This window comes from Streptomyces sp. NPDC053076 (assembly GCF_044546845.1).
Taxonomy (GTDB): Bacteria; Actinomycetota; Actinomycetes; order Streptomycetales; family Streptomycetaceae; genus Streptomyces.
Window position 1 is genome coordinate 178116 of record NZ_JBITZL010000001.1, and the last position, 23688, is coordinate 201803.

The window sequence follows — 23688 nt, forward strand, 5'->3', positions numbered from 1 at the left end:
GTGAGAGGCTGTCATGCCCGAAGTCGTATTCAGAGTGGATCAGAGCAAGTCGATGCGAGAGCAGGACGTTCCCGGCCACAACAGGTGGCACCCGGACGTCCCCACCGCCGCCATGGTGAAGCCGGGCTCGGAGTTCCGTATGGAATGCCGTGACTGGACCGACTGCCAGGTCGGAAACAACGACTCCGCCAACGACGTACGTGACATCGACCTGACCATCCCCCACATGCTCAGCGGCCCGATAGGCGTGGAGGGCGCCGAACCCGGTGACCTGCTCGTCGTCGACATCCTCGACCTGGGCCCCGTCCCGCAGCAGACCGGTGACGCGGCGGGCCAGAGCTGGGGCTACACCGGCATCTTCGCCAAGGCCAACGGCGGCGGCTTCCTGACCGACTATTTCCCGGACGCCTACAAGGCGGTATGGGACTTCCACGGACAGCAGGCCGTCTCCCGCCACCTTCCGGGGATCCGCTTCACCGGCATCACCCACCCCGGGCTGTTCGGAACCGCCCCGTCCGCCGAGATGCTCGCCCGGTGGAACGCCCGCGAGCAGGCGCTGATCGACACCGACCCGAACCGGGTCCCCCCGCTCGCCGTACCGCCCGACGCCACCCACGCACTCGCCGGTACGGCCACCGGAGACGTCGCGCGGCGCATCGCCGAGGAAGGCGCGCGCACGGTGCCGGCCCGCGAGAACGGAGGCAACCACGACATCAAGAACTTCACGCGCGGTTCGCGGGTCTTCTACCCCGTACACGTCAAGGACGCCAAGCTCTCCGGAGGCGACCTGCACTTCAGCCAGGGCGACGGAGAGATCACCTTCTGCGGCGCCATCGAGATGGGCGGCTTCATCGACTTCCATGTCGACCTGATCAAGGGAGGCATGGAGACGTACGGCATCTCCACCAACCCGGTGTTCATCCCGGGCAACGTCGAGCCGAGGTACACGGAGTTCCTCACCTTCATCGGGATCTCCGTCGACCACGACACGGACACGAACTACTACCTGGACGCGACGCTGGCCTACCGCCGGGCCTGCCTCAACGCCGTCGAGTACTTCAAGAAGTTCGGCTACAGCGGGGAGCAGGCATATCTGCTGCTCGGCTCCTCCCCCATAGAGGGACGTATCAGCGGCATCGTCGACATCCCCAACGCGTGCTGCTCGCTGTACGTGCCCACCGCCATGTTCGATTTCGAGGTCCGGCCGAGCGCGGCCGGTCCGATGAAGGCCGACCGCGGTCAGTGCGCGGTGTCGACCGCCTGACCGGCCCCGGCCTCGGCCCCGCCGTCCCGGCCGCAACCCGGCCGGCTCGGCCTGGACGACGGGGTCGCCGGGGCGGGTGGCCGGCGGGCAGGAGGACGTCCGTCCGGCAGGGTGGGGTTCCGCTGCACACCGGGGCGCTCGGACGGAAAAAAGAGTTGGTCCTCCGCCGAGATGTGCGGCTAGGGTTTTCCTTGTCCCGAGGCGGCAGATGGCCGCCGCTGTCGGCCGAGCGTTTTCGAGGAGGTGTGACCGATGGCTGTCGTTGAGCTGGGCGTTGCCCGCATCCGCAAGTTCATTCAGTCCACCTCCGTGGCCTCCGGCTGACCTCACTCTTCTCCCGCGCCCGTGTGCGCGGTGCCGGGGCCACCCTTGTGAAGGGTCCCCCCTTGTCTTTGTCTTCTCTCGCGGGTCCGTCCTCGTCCTCCTCGCATCCGCTCGCCCCGTACGGCTGGGATGCCGACTGGGAGGCCGCGTTCGCCCCGCATGCCGAGCAGGGTTACCTGCCCGGCCGTGTCGTACGCGTCGACCGCGGTCAGTGCGACGTCGTCACTCCGGCAGGCGTCGTCCGCGCGGACACCGAGTTCGTCGTCCCCCGTGACCCGATGAAGGTGGTGTGCACGGGGGACTGGGTCGCCGTCGACCCGGACGGCGACCCGCGGTACGTCCGCACCTACCTGCCGCGCCGCACCGCCTTCGTCCGCTCCACCTCCTCCAAGCGCTCCGAGGGACAGATCCTCGCCGCCAACGTCGACCACGCCGTCGTCGCCGTGTCCCTCGCCGTGGAACTCGACCTCGGCCGGGTCGAACGCTTCCTCGCCCTCGCCTGGGAGTCCGGCGCCCAGCCCGTCGTCGCCCTCACCAAGGCCGACCTCGTGCCGGACCCGGTCACCCTGGCCCACCTGGTGCAGGACGTGGAGGCCAGCGCTCCCGGCGTGCCCGTGCTCACCGTCAGCGCCCTGCACGGCGACGGACTCGACGTGCTCGTGGCGCTCGTCGGCTCCGGCACGAGCGTGCTGCTCGGCCAGTCCGGCGCGGGCAAGTCCACCCTCGCCAACGCCCTCGTCGGCGCGGACGTCATGGACGTACAGGCCGCCCGGGACATCGACGGCAAGGGCCGGCACACCACGACCACCCGCAACCTGCTCGCCCTGCCCTCCGGCGGGGTGCTCATCGACACCCCCGGGCTGCGGGGCGTCGGCCTGTTCGACGCCGAGAGCGGGGTCGGGCAGGTGTTCTCCGAGATCGAGGAACTCGCCGAGCGGTGCCGCTTCCACGACTGCGCCCACGAGACGGAGCCGGGCTGCGCGGTGCGCTCCGCCGTCGAGAGCGGCGAGCTTCCGGCCCGGCGGCTGGCGAGCTACCGCAAGCTCGTGCGGGAGAACCAGTGGATCGTGGCCAAGACCGACGCCCGGCTCCGGACCGAGATCAAGAAGGACTGGAAGCGGAAGGGAGCGGAGGGCAGGGCGGCGATGGAGGCGAAGCGGGGGCGCTGGAGCTGAGGTCTCCGTCCCGCCGCCGAACCAGCGCACACCAGGTTCACGTCCGAATCCCGCTGGCCCACCCCTGCCCCGGCGTCCCACACTGGACAGGTGAAGGACGAAGACAGCAGGTACGAGGCGGTGCGCAGCCGGGACGCGCGGTTCGACGGCGTGTTCTTCTTCGCCGTCGAGACCACCGGCATCTACTGCCGCCCGAGCTGCCCGGCCGTGACGCCGAAACGGCACAACGTGCGGTTCTTCGCGACGGCCGCCGCCGCGCAGGGCTCCGGCTTCCGGGCCTGCCGGCGGTGCCGGCCGGACGCCGTGCCTGGCTCGGCGGAGTGGAACGTCCGCGCGGACGTCGTCGGCCGGGCCATGCGCCTGATCGCCGACGGCGTCGTGGACCGCGAAGGCGTCGCCGGGCTCGCCACGCGACTCGGCTACAGCTCACGGCAGGTGCAGCGGCAGCTCACCACCGAGCTCGGCGCCGGGCCCGTGGCACTCGCCCGGGCCCAGCGGGCCCACACCGCGCGCGTGCTGCTCCAGACCACCGAACTACCGGTCACCGAGATCGCGTTCGCGTCCGGATTCGCCAGCGTGCGGCAGTTCAACGACACCATCCGGGAGGTGTACGCCGCGACCCCGACCGAGGTACGGGCCGCCGCCCCCCAGGACCGGGCCGCCCGCCGGGCGGCGCCCGGCGCGGGCATCCCGCTGCGACTCGCCCACCGCGGCCCCTACCAGGCCGCCGCCGTCTTCGACCAGCTCGCCCAGGAGGCCGTACCGGGCGTCGAAGAGGTGACCGGCGCCCCCGGCGCCCGCACCTACCGGCGCACCCTGCGGCTGCCGTACGGCACCGCGCTCGCCGCCGTCCAGGAACGCACCCGCACCCCGCGGGCGGGCACCGGCACCCACCCGGGCGGCTGGCTCGACGCCCGGCTGCACCTCACCGACCCCAGGGACCTCACCACCGCCGTACAGCGGCTGCGCCGACTGTTCGACCTCGACGCCGACCCGTACGCCGTCGACGAGCGGCTCGGCGCCGACCCCCGGCTCGCCCCGCTGGTCACCGCCCGGCCCGGACTGCGCTCGCCCGGCGCCGTGGACCCGCTGGAACCCGCCGTGCACGCCCTGGCGGGACGGGACGGGGCCGAGCGGCTGGTGCACCGCTACGGCAAGGTGCTCGACGCGCCCCACGGAGGACTCACGCACCTCTTCCCGGAGCCCGCGGTGCTCGCCGAGGCCGAGCCCCACGGGCCGCTGGGCGCACTGGCGGCCGCCGTCGCCGACGGCACCGTACGGCTGGACCCCGGCGCCGACCGGCACGACGCCGAGCGGGCCCTGCTGGCCCTGCCCGGCATGGACCCGGCCACCGCCGCCACCGTCCGAGTCCGCGCCCTGGGTGATCCGGACGTCGCCCCGCCCGGCGTCGCCCTCCCCGACAGCTGGCGCCCCTGGCGGTCGTACGCCGTCCAGCACCTGCGCGTGGCGGGGGAGCCGATCCGATGACCACCGTCTACTGCACCCACCTGGACACTCCCGTCGGGCAGCTGCTGCTCACCGCGGACGCGGACGGCGCGCTCACCTCGCTGTCCGTCCCCGGACAGAAGGGCGGGCGGACCGTCCAGGACGGCTGGCGGCACGACCCCGGGCCGTTCCGGGCCGCCGCCGACCAGCTCGCCGCCTACTTCGCCGCCGAACTCGAGGAGTTCCGGCTGCCGCTGCGCGCGACCGGCACCGAGTTCCGGCAGCGGGTGTGGGCCGCGCTGGACGAGGTGCCGTACGGCGCCACCGTCACCTACGGGGAAATCGCCGCCCGGATCGGCGCGCCGCGCGCGGCCGTTCGCGCCGTCGGCGGGGCGATCGGCGCCAACCCCCTGCTCATCGTGCGCCCTTGTCACCGGGTGATCGGTGCGAACGGGACGATGACCGGATACGCGGGAGGACTTGAGCGGAAGGTCTGGCTGCTCACCCTGGAGGGCGCGGCCCACTGAGGCACCGCCCGCCGGATCCCGCACGGCCTGACCGGATCCCGTACGGCTTGACCGGATCCCGTACGGCTTGACCGGTGGCCGCACGGTGCGCATTCGCTGCGTGTCGCATGGTTTGGCCGGTGGCGGCACGGTCCGCATCTGCTGGGTGCCGCACGGCTTGGCCGGAGGCTGCATCGTTCGTGTGGGGTGCCGCATGTCTGGGCCGGTGGCGGCACAATCCGCATTCGCTGCGTGCCGCATCGCCTGGCCGATGGCCGCACCGTCCGTCGGATGTCACGCCGTCTGGCCGGAAGCCGCGTCGTCCGCCGGATCCCGGACGGTCTGACCGGATCTCGCGTCGTCCGCCGGATGCGGCTCCCCCCGGCGGATGCGGCTCCCCTCCGGCGGGTGCCGCACCCCCCCCGCCGGATGCCGCACCCCCGGCGGGTGCCCTGTGTCCGGCTGTTCGGAGGGCGTGAACGTGCCGGCCGGCGGAGCGCGGACGACTCCGGCGGCGGCATTGCGCCGAGCGGGTGGACCGCCGTCGACGTTGCGAGGGTGCGGCCCGTTCGTGTGGCACGGTCGCCTCCGACGGCCACGTGGAAGGGCGGGCACCATGGCCAAGGTCGTACGGGGTCTCACGGTCCTCCTCCCGGCGCTGCTGCCGGGCCTGACGCTGCCGGCCGTGGCCGAGCCTGCCCCGCTGCACTGGACCGGCAGCTGGGAGACCGCGCCCTCCGGCACCGCCGCCGCGCTGCCCGGCGCCGCCGTCCGCAACGTCGTCCACCTCAGCGTCGGCGGCACCGCCGTCCGCGTCCGGCTCAGCAACCGGCTCGGCACCGGACCGCTGCGCCTCGGCGCGGTCACCGTCGCGCTGCGCCGGGCGGCCGGCCCCGACGCCGTGTCCGGCACCCTGCGCACCGCCACCTTCCACGGCGCTCCCGAGGTGACCGTGCCACCCGGCGCGGACGTGGTCACCGACCCGGTGCCGATGCCCGTACCGTCCGAGGCCGACCTGCTCGTCACCGTGTACACCCCCGAGAACTCCGGGCCCGCCACCTACCACCGCGACGCCCAGCAGACCAACTACCTGGCCCGGGACGGCGCTGGCCGGGCCGCCGACGAGGACGGCAGCGCGTACACGGTGACCACCGGCCGCTGGTACTACGTCACCGGCGTCGACGTCCGCGGGATCGCCGCCGGCAGCATCGTCGCGTTCGGGGACTCGCTCACCGACGGCAACGGCTCCACCCCCGACACCAACCGCCGCTGGCCCGACCGGCTCGCCCAGCGGCTCCTCGGACAACGGATCGGCGTCCTCAACGCCGGTATCTCCGGCAACCGCCTGCTGCGTGAGGGCACCGGACCGAGCGCCCTCGCCCGCTTGGACGCCGATGCCCTGGACCGGGCCGGGGTGCGGGCCCTGGTCGTCTTCGAGGGCATCAACGACATCAAGGGCATCCCGGAGGCGAGCGACCCCGCCGCCTACGCGGACGCGTACCGCACGCTGGTGACCCGCGCCCACGCCCGCGGCATCCGGGTCGTCGGAGTCACCCTCACCCCGTACCGCGGCTACCCCGCCTGGACCGCCGCCCGCGAGGCGGTACGGCTGCGGGTGAACGCCTTCATCCGCACCGGTGGCGTCTTCGACGCCGTCGCCGACGCGGACGCCGCCGTCCGCGATCCGGCCGTCCCCGACCGCATCCTGCCCGCCTACGACCCCGGCGACCACCTGCACTTCAACGACGCCGGCATGGCCGCCGTGGCCGACACCGTCCGCCGCGCCCTGACCCGCCGGCCGGCCGGGCCCGTCCCGCCGGGGCAGCCCCACACCACCGTGCCGATCATCCCCACGGCAACCACCGCGCCCGTCACCCCCGCACCACGGGGCCCAGCAGGCGGGTGAAGAGCCCGACCAGCGCACCGGGGCCGCCCGCGCGCATCGTCACCCCCGCATCACCGGGCCCAGCAGGCGGGTGAAGAGCCCGACCAGCGCACCGGGGCCGCCCGCGCGCATCGTCACCCCCGCATCACCGGGCCCAGCAGGCGGGTGAACAGCCCGACCAGCGCACCGAGGCCGCCCGCGCGCATCGTCACCCCCGCACCACCCCCAGCCACGCGTCTCGGGGTGATCGTGCGGGGTCCGTGCGGAGTGGTGGTGCGCGGGGCGCCGGGTCCTCGCCGCTGCGAGCGGCGGTGCCGTGGTGGGCGCCGACGGTGCCGAGGAACGCGCGTGGGCGTCGGTCAGCGGCGGTCCTCCCGGGTCACCCAGCCCCGCTCCCAGGCGTGCCAGCCCAGCTGCATCCGGGTCGTCACCCCGGCCAGCTCCATCAACCGCCGCACCCGGCGCTGCACGGTCCGCAGGCCCACGTCGAGCTGTTTGGCCACGCTCGCGTCGGTCAGCCCGGCCAGCAGCAGGGAGAGCACCTCCAGATCGGTGGTGTCCGGGCCGTCCGGCTGCTCCTCGGTCACCCCCGAGGCGCCCAGCCGCAGCGGCAGCGCCTCCCGCCACACCGACTCGAACAGCCCGGCGAGCAGTTCCAGCAGCCCGCTGGCGTGCACCACCAGCGCGGCCGGTTCCGCGGTCCTGGAGGTCAGCGGCACCATCGCGAGCGAGCGGTCGGCCACCACCAGCTTCGTCGGTACGCGGTCCACCACCCGGACCTGCTCGTCCCGGCCGAGGGCCGCCGTCAGCTCGGTCAGCCCGTGCGGCAGATCCAGCACCGCGCGCTCCACCACCACCCGGTAGCGCACCCCGCGCACGGCCGCCTGCTCCTCCGCCTCGTTCTCCACGCCGGACACGACCACAGGGTTGCCGGTGACCAGCGCGCACACCTCCTCGGCCGCGCCCAGCTGGAGCTGGAGGAAGCGCTGGGCGACGGCCGGGGCGCCGGTCACGACCTCCACCAGGTCGTGCACCGCCGGTTCCGCCGCCACCGCCCGGTACTCCTCCGCGAGCAGCGCCGCCGCCAGCTCCGCCTTCTCCAGTTCGTGCCGCTGCTGGGTGAGCAGGGCGCCCAGTGCCACCCCGGGCGGTGCCGCCACCCAGCGGCCCGGCCGCGCCGAGGACTGGGCCGCCAACCCGTGCCGCTCCAGTCGGCGCAGGGCCCGCTCGGTGTCCTGCTCGGCCAGCGTCAGGCGCCGTGCCAGATCGGTCACGTCGGCCGCGCCCACGGACACCAGCGCCCGGTACGCCGCCTCGTGCGTCTCGTCCAGCCCTATCGCTGCCAGCATCGCCGTGCGTCCCTCCTTGCGAACAAGCCAACGGAAGCGGTGCGTCGTGGCGGTGGCGGAAAGCGGCCACGGCGCAAACCCGCCGCCGAACATCATCGCCGTAGCGGTGGCGTGTCTGCCAAGGTGGCAGCACCGCGGGACGCACGGCTGTTTACACGATTCACAGCCACGTCCCGGGAAACACGGTCGTCATCCGGCCGTCCGACCGGTGCCGCTCAGGTATGGCCCGGTCGCCGAATGCCGTGGCCCGGGCCCGGCCGCGCGCGAGCGCGCGAAGGGGATCCGGGGCCGGGCCACTTCGAACGTCGCCGGGCGGTCCTCCCGTGGGGGGTGGGGCCGCCCGGCGGCCGGCGACCTTTTCCCGTACGTCTGTTCAGCCGCTCACTCGACACGCCCTGTTCGACGCGGTCGATGCGCCGGAATTTCCCGATGCCCCGTTTTCCTACGGCCCGTGCGGTGGACAATCAGGGGCATGAGCCAGCAGGGGGGAACACCCGCCCGTCATGAGGACGACTGGTGGGGGCAGTTGTACGACGACTCCACCCAGGACACGGGTGCCACGACAGCGCCCGACTCCCTGGACGACCGGTTCGCCTCCGCGCGGAACGCGGTGGCGGGGCGGCCGACGGGAACCCTGGAACCGCCGCCCATACAACCGACACCCGCGGAACGGGGAGCCACGGAACCGACACCCCCGGAACGGGCAGCCACGGGTCCGTCCCCGGAACGGGCACCCACGAGCCCGTCCCCGGAACAGGCATCCGCGCGACGGGTGCCTCCGGAGCCGGCATCCACCCCGCCCGCGCCCGCGAGAACAGCGGTGCCGACGCAACGCACCGCCCAGTCTCCGCCGCCCGCGCAGTCTCCGTCGCCCGCGCAGTCTCCGTCGTCCGCCCAGTCTCCGTCGCCCGCGCAGTCTCCATCGTCCGCCCAGTCTCCGTCGCCCGCGCAGTCTCCGTCGTCCGCCCAGTCTCCGCCGCGCGCGCAGTCTCCGTCGTTCGGGCAGGCTCCGTCGTCCGCCCCGGCTTGGGTGACGGAGGCGGCTCTTCCCGCCGATGTCGCTCCGCCCACGGAACCCGCGCCGCGGGCCGACGCCCGTCCACCCGCCCAGCCCCCCGACGGCCGCCCGCCATCACCGCCCGCCGACGCCCTCACGCCCGCCCCACCCCCGGACGCCATGGCGGCCGCGGCACCCCCGACACCCCCGGCGCCCTCCGAGAGCGCCGAGCCCCCCATCAAACCCGCCGAACCCACTCCACGGGCGACCAAAGCCCCGGCCCCCGCCTCGGCCGACGCCCCCGCCCCGGCCCCCGCCTCGGCCGACGCCCCCGCCCCGGCCCCCGCCTCGGCCGACGCCCCCGCCCCGGCCTCCGCCCCGCCCGACGCCGCCGCTTCGGTCGCCGCCTCCGCCTCGCCCGATGCCCCCGCCCCGGCCCCCGCCTCCGCCTCGCCCGACGCCGCCGCTCCGGCCGACGCCTCCGCCTCCGCCCCGACCTCCACCTCCGTCGACTACGTCGGCTCCGGTCCACCCACCTACGACCCCGAGCCCACCGCGCTTCCGCTCGCCGATCCGGACGGGCTGGGGGAACTGGTCGCCGACACCGTGCTGGACGGCGCCCGGTACGGGGCGTGCACCCTGCGGGCCCTGTCGCTGCGCGGGGACTCGGCCCGCTACCGGGGCGAGCCGCGCCGGGACTCGCTGCTCACCGCGCGGTTCGGGGCGGGGGAGCGGGCGCTGGTCCTCGTCGCCATGGCGACCGGGGTGCGGGGTGCCCCGGGCGCGCACCTGGCGGCGGCCGAGGCGTGCCGGTGGATCGCGCGGGCGGTGGGCCGCAGCCATCAGCGGCTCGTGGCGGACATCCGGGCGGCCCGGCGCGGCGACCTGAAGTCGGGTCTGCACCGGCTCACCGACCGCAGCCTCGGCAAGCTCCGGGCGAGCGCCGCCGAACAGGGCGTCGCCCCCGAGGAGTACGCGGCGAGCCTGCGCTGTCTGCTGCTGCCCGCCGACCCGGACTGCCGTACGCGCGTGTTCTTCGGCGTCGGCGAGGGCGGGCTGTTCCGGCTGCGGGACGGCGTCTGGCAGGACATCGAGCCGGCCCCGTCACCCGACGGCACCGCCGGCGCCCCCGTGGCCGGCTTCGGTTCGCCGCCGGAGCGGACGGCGGAGGGCGACCGGCTGACGATGGACCTCGGCATCCCGGCCCCGCCGAGCTCCTTCGAGGCCGCCCCGGAACCGCCCCGTGAGCCGTTCCGGTTCCGCGCCTCGGTAGCCCGGCCGGGTGATGCGCTGGTGATGTGTACGGCGGGCCTGGCCGACCCGCTGCGCGGTGAGCCCGCCCTCTGCGCCTACCTGGCCCGCCGCTGGTCCGGCCGTACGCCGCCCGGGCTCGCCGCTTTCCTCGCCGACACCCAGATCCGGGTGAAGGGCTATGCCGACGACCGGACGGCGGCGGGCGTGTGGGAGGCGTGACGACGACCCCTGTGACTGTATGGATGTATGGCCAAACGGAACGTAGCCGAGCAGTTCGTCGACATCCTGACCCGCGCCGGGGTGCGCCGCCTCTACGGTGTCGTCGGTGACAGCCTCAACCCGGTCGTGGACGCCGTGCGGCGCAACTCCGCCATCGACTGGATCCACGTGCGCCACGAGGAGACCGCCGCCTTCGCGGCCGGTGCCGAGGCGCAGGTCACCGGGAAACTGGCCGCCTGCGCCGGCTCCTGCGGTCCCGGCAACCTGCACCTGATCAACGGCCTCTACGACGCCCACCGTTCCATGGCCCCGGTGCTCGCGCTCGCCTCGCAGATCCCGTCCGGTGAGATCGGCCTCGGCTATTTCCAGGAGACGCACCCGGACCGGCTGTTCCAGGAGTGCAGTCACTACAGCGAGCTCATCTCCAGCCCGAAGCAGATGCCCCGGCTGCTGCAGACCGCCATCCAGCACGCGGTCGGGCAGCGCGGGGTGAGCGTGGTGTCCCTGCCCGGCGACATCGCCGCCGAGCCCGCCCCGGAGAAGGCCCCGCAGAGCGCGCTCGTCACCTCCCGGCCCACCGTGCGGCCCGGCGACGCCGAGATCGACACACTCGTGGAGATGATCGACGCGGCCGGCAAGGTCACCCTGTTCTGCGGCAGCGGCACGGCCGGCGCGCACGCCGAGGTGATGGCGTTCGCCGAAAGGATCAAGTCCCCGGTCGGGCACGCGCTGCGCGGCAAGGAGTTCATCCAGTACGACAACCCGTACGACGTGGGGATGAGTGGGCTGCTCGGCTACGGCGCCGCCTACGAGGCCACCCACGAGTGCGACCTGCTGATCCTGCTCGGCACCGACTTCCCGTACAACGCCTTCCTGCCGGACGACGTGCGGATCGCCCAGGTCGACGTGCGGCCCGAGGTGCTCGGCCGCCGCTGCCGGCTCGACCTCGCGGTGTGGGGTGATGTGCGCGAGACGCTGCGGTGTCTGATCCCGCGCGTGAGGGAGAAGACCAGCCGCCGCTTCCTCGACAAGATGCTGAAGAAGCACGCCGACGCGCTGGAGGGCGTGGTCAAGGCGTACACGCGGAAGGTCGACAAGCAGGTCCCGATCCATCCCGAGTACGTGGCCGCCGTTCTGGACGAAGTCGCCGACGACAACGCGGTGTTCACGGTGGACACCGGGATGTGCAACGTGTGGGCCGCCCGTTACATCTCACCCAACGGCCGTCGCCGGATCATCGGTTCCTTCTCGCACGGGTCGATGGCGAACGCGCTGCCGATGGCGATCGGCGCCCAGTTCACCGACCGGCGCCGGCAGGTGGTCTCCATGTCCGGGGACGGCGGATTCACCATGCTGATGGGCGACTTCCTGACGCTCGTGCAGTACGACCTGCCGGTCAAGGTGGTGCTGTTCAACAACTCCTCGCTCGGCATGGTGGAGTTGGAGATGCTGGTCGCGGGCCTGCCCTCGTACGGCACCGCCAACACCAACCCCGACTTCGCCGCCGTCGCCCGCGCCTGCGGTGCGTACGGCGTGCGCGTGGAGAAGCCCAAACAGCTCGCCGGAGCGCTCAAGGACGCCTTCAAGCACAAGGGACCGGCCCTGGTGGACATCGTCACCGACCCCAACGCCCTGTCCATCCCGCCGAAGATCAGCGCCGAGATGGTCACCGGGTTCGCCCTGTCCGCCTCGAAGATCGTGCTGGACGGCGGAGTCGGCCGGATGCTCCAGATGGCCCGCTCAAACCTGCGCCACGTGCCACGGCCCTGAGGTCCTTCGACGGATCAGGGCGGTTCCGGGCGGCCTCGGCATGGTCCGGACGTCAGGACCGAGGGATACGGAGGAGTGGGTTTCGGCCAGTTTCACGGGACGTGACGGCGTGCCGACTGCAGGTGCCGGAGGGGGTCGGGTCACCGTCGCGGGGCGTCCGTGGCGCCCAGCGGCGTCCGGGATGCCCGAGGCGCGCCGCGGGCGCGGCCCGGTGGCCGGCCGGCACGGGGTGCGGATATGGCCGAACCGCCGGGCATCGGGCATACGTCAGGACTGCCCGGGATCCTGCTGGGCAAGCATCCCCCGTGAACGTGTTCGACCAGGAGGGGCAGGGACCGGCGGCGTGCGGGCGGGGGTCATGAAGAGGCAGGCACGAGGGGGCGGTCCCTTGACCATAGGGGCCTTCTCGGCGACAACGGGGGAAGAGGCCGACACCATCACGGAACACGTGCGGCGGCTCCGGCGCAGGCTGGGCCGGGCGGACCTGAGGGCGGTGCCGGAGGCCCGCCGGGCGCTGCGCGAGCTGCTGCTGCACTGGGGCAAACCGGGCCGTTCGGAGATCGCCGAACTGCTCACCAGCGAACTCGTCACGAACGCACTCGTCCACACCGACGACGACGCCGTGCTCACGGCCGTGGTGGATCCCGGCGGACTGCGGGTGGAGGTGCGGGACTTCGTCGCCCGCAAACCCGAGCCGCGCACCCCGGCCAGGGACGAGGACACCCACGGCCGGGGCCTGCTGCTGGTGAAGTCCCTCGCCGACGCCTGGGGCGTGCGGTCACACGGGGTGGGCAAGGCGGTGTGGTTCGAACTCGGCGCCGAGGCGGCGTGAGCGGGCAACGGGACGGGGCGTGACCGGTGTGGTCACGCCCCGTCCCGTTGCCGTCGCGTCGCGAGCCGACGGTCAGCCGAACTGCTGCTCCAGGTCCTTGAGCTTGCGCTCCAGGGAGTCCAGGCGCGGCAGGGCCATGGTGTCGTCCTCGGAGGTGAGGTCGACGGTCACCGGTTCACCTCCGCCGCGGACCGGCTGAAGGGAGGGCCGAGGGCGTACGGGCAGCTGTTCCGCGGTGGATATGGCAGGCTCCGCGGTCGCCGGCGCGGCCCCGCGCTCCACCGCCTGCGCCTCGACCTGCCGGCCGGCGCCCCGGCCCACGAAGCCGCGGTGGCCCCGGCTGATCGCCTTCAGCTGGGCCCGCTCCACGCGCTGCTGGTCCCGCCGCTGCTGCCGGGTCTGCTCCTTCTGCCGCTTGTCCTCGCGGACCTCCTCGACGGCCTCGTCGAGGCTGCGCACGCCCTCCAGCAGCATCAGCGACCACGCACCGTAGGTCTCGCGAGGCGCCCGGACCCACCGCACGATCCGGATCTGCGGCAGCGGACGCGGCACCAGGCCCTGCTCGCGCAGCGCGGCCCGGCGGGTCTGCTTCAGCGCCCGGTCGAACAGCACGGCCGCCGACAGGGACATGCCGGAGAAGAACTGCGGAGCCCCGGCGTGACCAGCGCCGCGGGGTGCGTGCACCCAGTTGAACCAGGCCGCCGCCGCGGCGAACAGCCACACGAGTATCCGGGAGCCGAGGGCCGCGTCACCGTGGCTGGCCTCGCGGACCGCGAGCACGGAGCAGAACATCGCGGCACCGTCCAGGCCGAACGGCACGAGGTACTGCCAGCCGTCGGTCAGCCCGAGGTTCTGTTCGCCGAAGCCGACCAGGCCGTGGAAGGACAGGGCTGCCGCCACCGCCGCGCAGCAGAACAACAGCACGTAGGAGGCCGTGCCGTAAATGGCCTCCTTGCGCCTGCGACGCTCCTCGCTGCGCTCCCACGAGTCGTCCGTACTCGCGTTCTCCCCGGAGGAGCGCTTGCCGCGCGCGAGCACCGCCACCGCCGCCAGCAGGCCCAGGAGCAGTACGGCGCCGGGAAGCAGCCAGTTCAGCGATATGTCGGTCAGTCTCATCAGGGGTCCCTTGCATTGGGATAGGGCGTAACGCCCGCCATAGTGGCCCACTCCCGAGGGCCCTCAGGGGGTTTCGGGGCAAGAGGCCGCCAAGAAGGTGCAAGGGGATGACCAGGACGGCGTTCTGCTCGAACTGCCGCGTGAGGGGCGGGAGTTGAGTTCGAATAAGACTACCCGTACGAGTGGTTCCGCGGAAAGTTCCCGAGACGAGTGAGGAGAGTGTGAATCACCTGTTCGGGGGCAGGCTCGCGGGCGGTCGCTCCGGTGGCGGTGATCCTAGCGGACGGACGGCCGTGCTCCGTCCATGACGCACCCTCAAGCAGCCGCTGTGGCAGTGAGTTTGGCGATCCGATCGCCGTCGCAGGTGCGCGGACACGTCGCACAGGTGTCCTGCGGGCGAACGGTGTAGAACATGCAGCAGCTCGCCCGGTCCCGGGTGGGCAGCGGCGAGCCGTCCGGGCCCGTGAGCACCCGGAACCCGGCGGAACCGGCGTACGGCCGGGTCGCCCCCGGCAGCAGCAGCTCCAGCTCCCGCACGGCCCGCGCCGCCTCCGGCTCGCCCAGCAGCTGGGCGACGTACCACAGCCCCTCCACGAGCTCATCGGTCGCCATGCCCCACAGCGCGCGCCCGCGCCGCCGCATCCGGGGCCCGAAGGCCGCGAGCACCGGCTCCAGGTGCTCGGCCACGGCCGCCCGCACCTCGGCCCGCAGCGCCTCCTCGTCCGGTACGACGACGGTGCCGGGCAGCGCGGCGGCGGGGTCGCCCGGCAGGCAGGCGACGGAGACGGGGCGGCGTACGGCCATGCGGCCGGCCGTGCGGTCGTAGGAGACGTGCGTCACGGGCAGCCGGGGCACCCGGCGGTGCAGGAACCACGGGACGGTGATCAGCAGGCAGGCGTGCCAGGCGTAGCGGTGCAGGCCGAAGCCGGCGACGACGTCCGGACGGGCCGGCCTGCCGTAGTCCCGCACCACCTGGGCCGCGTCCCAGGCCAGGAAGGCGTCCAGCTCCGCGCCGCCCGCGGCGAGCCCGGCGGCGCCCACCCACCCCGCCCCGCGGGGCGCCGCGTCGTCCGGGTCCAGCTCGGCCACGGTGAGCCCCGGGAACGCCGCGCCGAGGCGGTCGTAGGCGGCGGTGAGCGGCGAGGCCGCAGCGGGCATGGCGGAACCACCGGTCCTAGGACACGTCCGTGATCGCGGACTGGGCTGCAAAGGTAAGCCTCACCTTACCCATTCGTGCGGGAGTTTGAACTGCCGCCCGGTGCGCCTAAGGTGCTTGACGGACAACCGACAAGCCATCGTTAATGACCCCAAGTGCCGACAAGCCGCCAGGAGGACCCGTGAAGCAGGGCGTGCAGGGCCCGCCGGGCGCACCGGCCGCCGCCCGGATACCGGGGCAACACCGTCCGGCCGCCGTCGCCGTCCCGGGCGGCCGGGAGCGGGACGCCGCGGTGCCTGGCGCGGCGCGCGGCGAGCACACGCACGGTGAGCGGCCGATTCCCGGGCCGCGGGCCGCGGTGCAGCGCTCCTCGGTGCGCGGGCAGATCCTGGACGCGCTGCGCACGGCGCTGGTCACCGGTGACCTGAAGCCGGGTGAGGTCTACTCGGCGCCGGTGCTCGGCGAACGGTTCGGTGTCTCGGCCACGCCCGTGCGGGAAGCCATGCAGCAGCTGGCGCTGGAGGGCGCCGTCGAGGTCGTGCCCAACCGCGGCTTCCGGGTGCTTCAACGGGGGGCGCGGGAGCTGGCCGAGCTGGCGGAGGTGCGCGCGCTCATCGAGGTGCCGGTGGTGCTGCGGCTCGCGCGTACGGTGCCGGCCGAGCGGTGGGCGGACCTGCGGCCCCTCGCCGAGGAGACGGTACGCGCGGCGGCCGTCGGCTGCCCGGCGGCGTACGCGGAGTCCGACCGCGCCTTCCACCGGGCGCTGCTCGCCCTGTCGGGCAACGAGCAGCTGCTCCGGATCGCCGAGGACATCCACCGCCGGTCGCAGTGGCCACCGGTCCGGCGCGGGCGGGCCGGCCTGGTCGCGGACGCGGCCGAACACATGGCTCTGCTGGACGCGTTGGCCGCGGGGGATGTCGGCGTCGTGCGGGGGCTGGTGGGGGAGCACTTCGCCGGCGCGTCCTGACCCCCAGGGGACGCCGACCGCATCTCGGCCGCGGGCACGTGGTGGCTGGTCGCGCAGTTCCCCGCGCCCCTGACGGGGCGCTTTGCGGGTGGCGTGTCTGAGGGATGCGGGGTGTTCCGTGGGTGCGTGCCGCGGGTGCGGGTGTGTGGTGGCTGGTCGCGCAGTTCCCCGCGCCCCTGACGGGGCGCTTTGCGGCCGGCGCGTCTGAAGGGTGCGCGGTGTTCCGTGGGTGTGTGCCGTTTTCGGGTGCGGGTGTGTGTGCGGGTGCGGGTGTGTGGTGGCTGGTCGCGCAGTTCCTCGCGCCCCTTAAGGGGCGTTGACTTCGGCGCGCCCGAAGGGGCGCGGGGAACTGCGCGGTCAGCCACCCGCCGGGCCGCGGCCGGCGACGAACCCGCGCGGTCCGCCCCTGCGCCGCCGACACAGCCGCCCTGCGCCGCCGACCCCGCCGCCCTGCGCCGCCGACCCGGCCCTACGCCGCCTCTACGCCGTCGCCGCCCCCGGTGTCGGTGGGGACAGCTGGCGGGCCAGCCAGGTCGGGACGCCGCCCAGGAGGCGGAACAGCCGCCGCGCCTCCTCCCGGAGCCGGGACGCCTCCGGCTCGTCCTCCGTGTCGGCCAGGGACGCCAGCGCCGGGGCCGTACCCACCAGGTAGCCCAACTCCTCCCGGATCCGCAGGGATTCGGCGAAGCCGTGCCGTGCGGCGGTCACCTCCCCGTCGCGCAGTGAGAGTCCGGCGAGGTGCCGCCAGGTGAAGGACAGCAGGAGGGGGTCGGCATGCGCGGCGGCACCGGCGTGGGCACGGCGGTACGCGGCGCGAGCCGCCTGCGGGGAGCGGGCCAGGTTCTCGGCGATCAGACCCCGGCGGAAGTCCAGCAGGGCCCTGCCGGGCGCCCCCGGAGCGATCAGCGCCGCCGCCCGGCCGAGCGCGGCCCGCGCCTCGTCGGCGCGGTCCCGGACGCCGTGCAGCGTGGCCGTGTAGGCGAGTTGGCCTCGCTCACAGGCGGCGGCCCCCCGCTCGTCGTCGCTGTGCGCCACCGCCTCGGCCGTACGCAGCGCGTCCTCCGCCTCCTCCCAGCCCCGCTCGGTGTACAGACACCGTTCGACCAGCAGGGCGGCCCGCTGCAACGCCGGGGCGGGCCGGTCGGGCGGTAGCAGGGCCGCCGCGTCGGCCCAGCAGGCCCGGCTGCGCAACCGCCATACCGCGGTCTGGAGTGGATCGTCATCGGTCGTTCCCTTACCAGACATGGCGGTATACGCCACGTTGCCCTCCCCATGCGCGCCATCGAGCTGTTGAGTGGTGGCCGCATTCCAGCACCAATCGCGGGGCCTGGCCAAGAGGGTGGGTGAAAGATTTCACAAAGTAGTGGGGCGCGGGGGTGACCGGGTTCGGCCACCGCGCGCCCCCGCTGACCTCAGCTCATGCGCAGGGCCAGGAAGAAGTCCAGCTTGTCCTCCAGGCGGGACAGGTCCCGTCCCGTCAACTGCTCGATCCTGCCGACCCGGTAGCGCAGTGTGTTGACGTGCAGGTGGAGGCGGGTGGCGCAGCGGGTCCAGGAACCGTCGCAGTCGAGGAACGCCTCCAGGGTCGGGATCAGCTCGGCCCGGTGCCGGCGGTCGTAGTCCGTCAGCGGGTCCAGCAGCCGGGCCGTGAAGGCGCGGCGGACGTCGTCGGGCACGAACGGGAGCAGCAGGACGTGCGAGGCCAGCTCCTGGTGGCCGGCGGCGCAGACCCGGCCGGTGCGGGCGGCGGCGACCCGGCGGGCGTGCCGGGCCTCCTCCAGGGCGCCGCGCAGGCCCTCCGCCGAGTGCACGGCGGCGCTCACGCCGAGGGTGAGCCGCCCGTCGTCGTCCAGGCCGGCCGACAGCGGCTCGCGCACCGACCGCAGCAGGGACTCGGCGAGCAGGCCGGTCTCCGAGCCGTCGTGCTCGGCGGAGACGGCGGGCAGCGGGACCAGGGCGATCGCCTCGTCACCGGTGTGCGCGACGGCTATCCGGTCGGAGGGCTCCGGGCCGGTCGCCAGCGGATCGACCAGCACCTCCTCCAGCAGGGACTGGGCCACCGGGCCGCCCTCGATCTGCTCGCCCTCCCACTCCACGCGGGCCACCACGACCTGCCAGTGCGGGGCCGCCCCGAGGCCGGGCAGCAGCACCGGCGCCGCCACCCGGAGGCGGGCGGCGATCTCGGCGGGCGCCGCGCCGGTCTGCACCAGCTCCAGCACCTCCTGGGCGAGCCGGCGCCGGACCGTGCGGGCGGCGTCGCGGCGGTCCCGTTCGACGGCGATCAGCTGGGTGACGCCCTGGAGCAGGTCCAGGCGCTCCCCGGGCCAGTCGCCCGCGTCCGCCTCCACGGCCAGCAGCCAGTCCGACAGGACCGTCTCGCGCACATCACGGGCGGCCTGCGGGGACCGGCCGGAGGAGCGGACCGGGAACAGGGAGTACGTGGTGCCGTTCAGTAGGACCCGGTGCGGGCCGCGGCGGCCGGTGCGGGTGGCCGCCAGGTGCTCGGCGGCCAGCCGGGCGCAGATGTCGGCGGGCAGCGCCGGGGCCCCCACCTTGGATCCGGCGATCAGCCGGCCGGTGGGTGAGAGCACCCAGGCACGCAGGTCCAGGTCGGAGCCGAGCAGGTCCAGGACCACGTCCGGGCCGCCGCCCGCCGGACCGGAGGTCATCATCCGCCGGTGCCGGTCCACGACCGCGGCCAGGTCTCCGGCGCGCTCGCCGGAGACCTGCCGTACGACGTGCTCGGTGATCGTCGCGAACGCCACCGACTCGTGCACCGCGAACAGCGGCAACCGGTGCCGGACGCAGGCCAGCACCAGGTCCTCCGGCACATCGCCCAGCTCGGCCTCGCCGGCCGCGAGGGCCGCCACCCCGGCCTGTACCAGGATCCGCACGAAGGGCTCGGAGTCGTCGGCGTCCCGGCGCCACGCCAGGCCCGTCAGCACCAGCTCGCCGCCGGAGAGGTAGCGGCTCGGGTCGCGCAGGTCGGTGGTCATGACCCCGCGTACCGAGCGGTCCAGCTCGTCCTCGCCGCCGAGCAGCCGCAGGCCCAGCGCGTCGGTGTCCAGCAGTGCGCGCAGCCGCATCTCGTCGCCGCCGTTCTTTGTCTCGAAACCTACGATGGATCTTGGAGGGATGGAGGGGGACCACCCGGGAACCGGACGCCTGGGTGCGCAGACCGCGGTCTCCCTGCTGTTTCCCGCGTTTCCCCAGGAAATCGGAGAGGTTGCCGATGACCTCCGTTCATACGAATCTACAAGATGCTCGGCCTGGCCAGCGAACTCCTTCATGGTTTCGGTGACTGACCCCGCCGGAGTACAGAGCGGTGTACTGAGTCCACTCCGCGTTAACAGGACATGAACGAGCCGGGCCCGCCGCACACGGATTGGCTCAATCTGCACGACCCACGAGACGAAGAAGAAGAGGGCCGGTCATGGACTTCCTTCGCCCCGCCAGCTGGGAGGAGGCGCTCGCCGCGAAGGCCGAGCACCCCACCGCTGTGCCGATTGCGGGTGGCACCGATGTGATGGTCGAGATCAACTTCGACCACCGTCGGCCCGAGTACCTGCTCGACCTGAACCGCATCGGCGAGCTCAGCGAATGGGAGGTCGGCGAGGAGAGCGTACGGCTGGGCGCCTCCGTCCCGTACACCAAGATCATGCACGATCTCCGCGCCGAGCTGCCGGGCCTCGCGCTCGCCTCGCACACGGTCGCCTCCCCGCAGATCCGCAACCGCGGCGGCGTCGGCGGCAACCTCGGCACGGCCTCGCCCGCCGGTGACGCCCACCCCGCCCTCCTCGCCGCCGGCGCCGAGGTCGAGGTGGAGTCCGCGGCCCGCGGCACCCGGCGGATCCCGATCGACGAGTTCTACACGGGCGTCAAGCGCAACGCGCTCCAGCCCGACGAGCTGATCCGCGCCGTGCACGTCAAGAAGGCGGACGGACCGCAGCAGTACTCGAAGGTCGGCACCCGCAACGCCATGGTCATCGCCGTGTGCGCCTTCGGCCTCGCCCTGCACCCCGAGACCCGCACCGTCCGGACCGGCATCGGCTCCGCCGCCCCGACGCCCGTGCGCGCCAAGGCCGCCGAGGACTTCCTGAACGCGGCCCTGGAAGAGGGCGGCTTCTGGGACAACGGAAAGATCATCACCCCGTCGGTCGCCAAGCAGTTCGCGGACCTGTGCTCGGGCGCCTGCAACCCGATCGACGACGTCCGGGGCACCGCGAGCTACCGCCGCCACGCGGTCGGCGTCATGGCCCGCCGGACGCTCACCTGGACCTGGGAGTCGTACCGCGGTACCCGCCGCGCATCTGAGGGAGCTGCGTAATGCGCGTCAACTTCACCGTGAACGGACGTCCGCAGGAGGCCGACGACGTCTGGGAGGGCGAGTCCCTGCTGTACGTCCTGCGCGAGCGCCTCGGCCTGCCGGGTTCGAAGAACGCCTGTGAGCAGGGCGAGTGCGGCTCCTGCACGGTCCGCCTGGACGGAGTCCCGGTGTGTTCCTGCCTGGTCGCGGCCGGCCAGGTCGAGGGCCGCGAGGTCGTCACCGTCGAGGGCCTCGCCGACTTCGCCAAGCAGCGCGCCGAGGGCGGCTGCGCGTCCGGCGCCTGCGGGACGTCGCTGGACGAGGCCAAGGGATGGCAGGCCAAGGGCACCGACTCGCAGACCGGCGAGGGCACCGAACTCGCCCCGATCCAGCAGGCGTTCATCGACGCCGGCGCCGTCCAGTGCGGCTTCTGCACCCCCGGTCTGCTGGTGGCCGCCGACGAGATGCTGGAGACCAACCCGAACCCGACCGACGCGGACATCCGCGAGGCGCTGTCGGGCAACCTGTGCCGCTGCACGGGCTACGAGAAGATCATGGACGCGGTCCGCCTGGCGGCCGCCCGCCAGTCCGAGGGGGTCTGACATGCCGGCCAACGGCGCTCCTACGAAGATCACGCAGGGCTCGCAGACCAAGGGCGGTATCGGCGAGTCCACGCTCCGCCCGGACGGCACCCTCAAGGTCACCGGCGAGTTCGCGTACTCGTCCGACATGTGGCACGAGGACATGCTCTGGGGCCAGATCCTGCGTTCCCCGGTCGCGCACGCCGAGATCCTCTCGATCGACACCGGCGAGGCCCTCGCCACGCCCGGTGTCTACGCGGTCCTGACGTACGACGACCTGCCCACCGACGTGAAGAACTACGGCCTGGAGATCCAGGACACCCCGGTCCTCGCCCACGGCAAGGTCCGCCACCACGGCGAGCCGGTCGCGCTCGTCGCCGCCGACCACCCGGAGACGGCCCGCCGCGCCGCCGCCAAGATCAAGGTGGAGTACAAGGAGCTGCCCGTCATCACCGACGAGGCATCCGCCACCGCGCCGGACGCGATCCTCGTCCACGAGGGCCGCGACGACCACCACGCCGGCCACGTGCCGCACCCGAACATCGTGCACCGGCAGCCGATCGTCCGCGGCAACGTGGAGGAGGCCCGCAGGCGGGCCGACGTGATCGTCGAGGGCGAGTACACCTTCGGCATGCAGGACCAGGCGTTCCTCGGACCGGAGTCCGGCCTCGCCGTGCCCGAGGAGGACGGCGGCGTCCACCTCTACATCGCCACCCAGTGGCTGCACTCGGACCTCAGGCAGATCGCGCCCGTCCTCGGCCTGCCCGAGGACAAGGTGCGCATGACGCTCTCCGGCGTCGGCGGCGCGTTCGGCGGCCGCGAGGACCTGTCGATGCAGATCCACGCCTGCCTGCTGGCGCTGCGCACCGGCAAGCCCGTCAAGATCGTCTACAACCGGTTCGAGTCCTTCTTCGGGCACGTCCACCGGCACCCGGCGAAGCTCTACTACGAGCACGGCGCCACCAAGGACGGCAAGCTCACGCACATGAAGTGCAAGATCGTCCTGGACGGCGGCGCCTACGCCTCCGCCTCCCCGGCGGTCGTCGGCAACGCCTCCTCGCTCTCGGTCGGTCCGTACGTCATCGACGACGTCGACATCGAGGCCATCGCCCTCTACTCCAACAACCCGCCCTGCGGCGCCATGCGCGGCTTCGGCGCGGTCCAGGCGTGCTTCGCCTACGAGGCGCAGATGGACAAGCTGGCGAAGAAGCTGGGCATGGACCCGGTGGAGTTCCGGCAGCTCAACGCGATGGAGCAGGGGACCATCATGCCGACCGGGCAGCCGGTCGACTCCCCGGCCCCGGTCGCCGAACTGCTGCGCCGCGTCAAGGCGATGCCGATGCCACCGGAGCGCCAGTGGGAGTCCAGCGAGGGCGCCGACGTACGGCAGCTGCCCGGCGGACTGTCCAACACCACGCACGGCGAGGGCGTCGTACGCGGTGTCGGCATCGCGGTCGGCATCAAGAACGTCGGCTTCTCCGAGGGCTTCGACGACTACTCCACCGCCAAGGTGCGCATGGAGGTCGTGGGCGGCGAGCCCGTCGCCACCGTGCACACCGCGATGGCGGAGGTCGGCCAGGGCGGTGTCACCGTCCACGCGCAGATCGCCCGCACCGAACTCGGCGTCACCCAGGTGACCATTCACCCGGCCGACACCCAGGTGGGCTCGGCCGGCTCGACCTCGGCCTCCCGGCAGACGTACGTCACCGGCGGCGCCGTGAAGAACGCCTGCGAGCTGGTCCGCGAGAAGGTCCTGGAGATCGGGCGCCGCAAGTTCGGCTCCTACCACCCGGCCTGGGCGACGGCCGAACTCCTGCTGGAGGGCGGCAAGGTCGTCACCGACGGCGGCGAGGTCCTCGGCGACCTGGTCGACGTCCTGGAGGGCGAGGCCGTGGAGGTCGAGGAGGAGTGGCGGCACCGGCCGACCGAAGCCTTCGACCTGCGCACCGGACAGGGCAACGGACACGTCCAGTACTCCTTCGCCGCGCACCGGGCGGTCGTCGAGGTCGACACCGAACTCGGCCTGGTCAAGGTCATCGAACTGGCCTGTGCCCAGGACGTCGGCAAGGCGCTCAACCCGCTCTCCGTCATCGGCCAGATCCAGGGCGGTACGACCCAGGGCCTGGGCGTGGCGGTGATGGAGGAGATCATCGTCGACCCGAAGACGGCGAAGGTCAGGAACCCCTCCTTCACGGACTACCTGATCCCGACCATCCTCGATACGCCGACCATCCCGGTCGACGTGCTCGAACTCGCCGACGACCACGCCCCGTACGGGCTGCGCGGCATCGGCGAGGCCCCGACGCTGTCGTCCACCCCGGCCGTCCTCGCGGCGATCCGGAACGCGACCGGGCTGGAGCTCAACCGCACTCCGGTACGGCCCGAGCACCTCACGGGGACCGCGTAACACCTCACAGCTCTCCGGGCGGCGCAGGGAACGTCACACACTCCGCCGCGCCGCCCGGAGGAACCCTCTTTGAGTTCCGCACCGCTCGCGGTCCTTGAAGTACCCGGAAAACTCGTACGCCTCGGGCCGTCCCC

Annotated in this window: 17 protein-coding genes; 12 read left to right on the plus strand and 5 right to left on the minus strand. The window is 73.4% G+C overall.

Annotation, left to right across the window (positions count from 1 at the left end):
* Window positions 1-13 precede the first annotated feature (13 nt).
* The 5 genes from fmdA to ACIGYR_RS00765 all read left to right on the plus strand — a co-directional run bounded on the left by fmdA (window position 14) and on the right by ACIGYR_RS00765 (window position 6621).
* Window positions 14-1264 carry a formamidase gene (gene fmdA / locus ACIGYR_RS00745; RefSeq protein ID WP_399605455.1) on the plus strand — a complete coding sequence of 417 codons (1251 nt, stop codon included), beginning with the start codon at window positions 14-16 and terminating at the stop codon, window positions 1262-1264.
* A 386-nt stretch (window positions 1265-1650) separates the two neighbouring features.
* The gene (rsgA, locus tag ACIGYR_RS00750) at window positions 1651-2763 is read left to right on the plus strand and encodes a ribosome small subunit-dependent GTPase A (protein WP_399605453.1); all 1113 of its coding nucleotides are present in this window, start codon (window positions 1651-1653) and stop codon (window positions 2761-2763) included.
* Between the two features lie 90 nt (window positions 2764-2853).
* A complete protein-coding gene (locus ACIGYR_RS00755) occupies window positions 2854-4251 on the plus strand; it encodes a bifunctional transcriptional activator/DNA repair enzyme AdaA (RefSeq protein ID WP_399605451.1) in 1398 nt (465 codons plus the stop codon).
* Window positions 4248-4736, plus strand: a complete 489-nt coding sequence (locus ACIGYR_RS00760) for a methylated-DNA--[protein]-cysteine S-methyltransferase (RefSeq protein WP_391841335.1) — start codon at window positions 4248-4250, stop codon at window positions 4734-4736. The genes ACIGYR_RS00755 and ACIGYR_RS00760 overlap by 4 nt, the downstream gene beginning before the upstream one ends.
* Before the next feature lie 595 nt (window positions 4737-5331).
* Window positions 5332-6621: an SGNH/GDSL hydrolase family protein gene (locus tag ACIGYR_RS00765; RefSeq protein WP_399605448.1), complete on the plus strand. Its 1290-nt coding sequence runs from the start codon at window positions 5332-5334 to the stop codon at window positions 6619-6621.
* Between the two features lie 338 nt (window positions 6622-6959).
* Here the strand turns inward: ACIGYR_RS00765 and ACIGYR_RS00770 are convergent, their stop codons facing one another.
* Window positions 6960-7949, minus strand: a complete 990-nt coding sequence (locus tag ACIGYR_RS00770) for a helix-turn-helix domain-containing protein (protein ID WP_399605446.1) — start codon at window positions 7947-7949, stop codon at window positions 6960-6962.
* Between the two features lie 1177 nt (window positions 7950-9126).
* Here ACIGYR_RS00770 and ACIGYR_RS00775 point away from each other — a divergent pair.
* The 3 genes from ACIGYR_RS00775 (at window position 9127) to ACIGYR_RS00785 (ending at window position 13021) form a co-directional block, all read left to right on the plus strand.
* Complete coding sequence (locus tag ACIGYR_RS00775) at window positions 9127-10419, plus strand: protein phosphatase 2C domain-containing protein (protein WP_399605444.1); 1293 nt, start codon at window positions 9127-9129, stop codon at window positions 10417-10419.
* A gap of 27 nt (window positions 10420-10446) precedes the next feature.
* Window positions 10447-12189, plus strand: a complete 1743-nt coding sequence (locus tag ACIGYR_RS00780; RefSeq protein WP_391841343.1) for a pyruvate dehydrogenase — start codon at window positions 10447-10449, stop codon at window positions 12187-12189.
* 388 nt (window positions 12190-12577) lie between these two features.
* Window positions 12578-13021, plus strand: a complete 444-nt coding sequence (locus tag ACIGYR_RS00785; protein ID WP_399605442.1) for an ATP-binding protein — start codon at window positions 12578-12580, stop codon at window positions 13019-13021.
* Between the two features lie 72 nt (window positions 13022-13093).
* Here the strand turns inward: ACIGYR_RS00785 and ACIGYR_RS00790 are convergent, their stop codons facing one another.
* On the minus strand, window positions 13094-14137 hold the full coding sequence (locus ACIGYR_RS00790; RefSeq protein ID WP_399605440.1) for a DUF2637 domain-containing protein: 1044 nt from the start codon (window positions 14135-14137) through the stop codon (window positions 13094-13096).
* A gap of 315 nt (window positions 14138-14452) precedes the next feature.
* On the minus strand, window positions 14453-15295 hold the full coding sequence (locus ACIGYR_RS00795) for a (2Fe-2S)-binding protein (RefSeq protein WP_399605438.1): 843 nt from the start codon (window positions 15293-15295) through the stop codon (window positions 14453-14455).
* A gap of 179 nt (window positions 15296-15474) precedes the next feature.
* Between ACIGYR_RS00795 and ACIGYR_RS00800 the strand changes: the two genes are divergently transcribed.
* Entirely contained in the window at window positions 15475-16260 is a 786-nt protein-coding gene (locus ACIGYR_RS00800; RefSeq protein ID WP_399605436.1) for a GntR family transcriptional regulator, read from the plus strand.
* Between the two features lie 480 nt (window positions 16261-16740).
* Here the strand turns inward: ACIGYR_RS00800 and ACIGYR_RS00805 are convergent, their stop codons facing one another.
* Both ACIGYR_RS00805 and ACIGYR_RS00810 read right to left on the minus strand, forming a co-directional pair.
* Entirely contained in the window at window positions 16741-17520 is a 780-nt protein-coding gene (locus tag ACIGYR_RS00805; RefSeq protein WP_399605434.1) for a hypothetical protein, read from the minus strand.
* Window positions 17521-17672: 152 nt separating this feature from the next.
* Window positions 17673-19346 (minus strand): PucR family transcriptional regulator, encoded by a 1674-nt coding sequence (locus ACIGYR_RS00810; protein WP_399605433.1) that lies wholly within the window; start codon window positions 19344-19346, stop codon window positions 17673-17675.
* Window positions 19347-19693: 347 nt separating this feature from the next.
* On the opposite strand from ACIGYR_RS00810, the gene ACIGYR_RS00815 reads away from it, so the two are divergent.
* The 3 genes from ACIGYR_RS00815 to ACIGYR_RS00825 are packed head-to-tail and all read left to right on the plus strand — an operon-like array spanning window position 19694 to window position 23554.
* Window positions 19694-20587 carry an FAD binding domain-containing protein gene (locus ACIGYR_RS00815; RefSeq protein WP_399605431.1) on the plus strand — a complete coding sequence of 298 codons (894 nt, stop codon included), beginning with the start codon at window positions 19694-19696 and terminating at the stop codon, window positions 20585-20587.
* Window positions 20587-21168: a (2Fe-2S)-binding protein gene (locus ACIGYR_RS00820; RefSeq protein WP_399605430.1), complete on the plus strand. Its 582-nt coding sequence runs from the start codon at window positions 20587-20589 to the stop codon at window positions 21166-21168. The genes ACIGYR_RS00815 and ACIGYR_RS00820 overlap by 1 nt, the downstream gene beginning before the upstream one ends.
* A 1-nt stretch (window position 21169) precedes the next feature.
* Window positions 21170-23554 carry a xanthine dehydrogenase family protein molybdopterin-binding subunit gene (locus ACIGYR_RS00825; RefSeq protein ID WP_399605428.1) on the plus strand — a complete coding sequence of 795 codons (2385 nt, stop codon included), beginning with the start codon at window positions 21170-21172 and terminating at the stop codon, window positions 23552-23554.
* The last annotated feature ends 134 nt before the right edge of the window (window positions 23555-23688 follow it).

Bases quoted from the DNA above. Each gene is read 5' to 3' on its own strand.
- fmdA (WP_399605455.1), top strand. From the start codon at position 14: ATGCCCGAAGTCGTATTCAGAGTGGATCAGAGCAAGTCGATGCGAGAG.
- ACIGYR_RS00760 (WP_391841335.1), top strand. From the start codon at position 4,248: ATGACCACCGTCTACTGCACCCACCTGGACACTCCCGTCGGGCAGCTG.
- ACIGYR_RS00765 (WP_399605448.1), top strand. From the start codon at position 5,332: ATGGCCAAGGTCGTACGGGGTCTCACGGTCCTCCTCCCGGCGCTGCTG.
- ACIGYR_RS00770 (WP_399605446.1), bottom strand. From the start codon at position 7,949: ATGCTGGCAGCGATAGGGCTGGACGAGACGCACGAGGCGGCGTACCGG.
- ACIGYR_RS00775 (WP_399605444.1), top strand. From the start codon at position 9,127: ATGGCGGCCGCGGCACCCCCGACACCCCCGGCGCCCTCCGAGAGCGCC.
- ACIGYR_RS00780 (WP_391841343.1), top strand. From the start codon at position 10,447: ATGGCCAAACGGAACGTAGCCGAGCAGTTCGTCGACATCCTGACCCGC.
- ACIGYR_RS00790 (WP_399605440.1), bottom strand. From the start codon at position 14,137: ATGAGACTGACCGACATATCGCTGAACTGGCTGCTTCCCGGCGCCGTA.
- ACIGYR_RS00795 (WP_399605438.1), bottom strand. From the start codon at position 15,295: ATGCCCGCTGCGGCCTCGCCGCTCACCGCCGCCTACGACCGCCTCGGC.
- ACIGYR_RS00810 (WP_399605433.1), bottom strand. From the start codon at position 19,346: ATGCGGCTGCGCGCACTGCTGGACACCGACGCGCTGGGCCTGCGGCTG.
- ACIGYR_RS00815 (WP_399605431.1), top strand. From the start codon at position 19,694: ATGGACTTCCTTCGCCCCGCCAGCTGGGAGGAGGCGCTCGCCGCGAAG.
- ACIGYR_RS00820 (WP_399605430.1), top strand. From the start codon at position 20,587: ATGCGCGTCAACTTCACCGTGAACGGACGTCCGCAGGAGGCCGACGAC.
- ACIGYR_RS00825 (WP_399605428.1), top strand. From the start codon at position 21,170: ATGCCGGCCAACGGCGCTCCTACGAAGATCACGCAGGGCTCGCAGACC.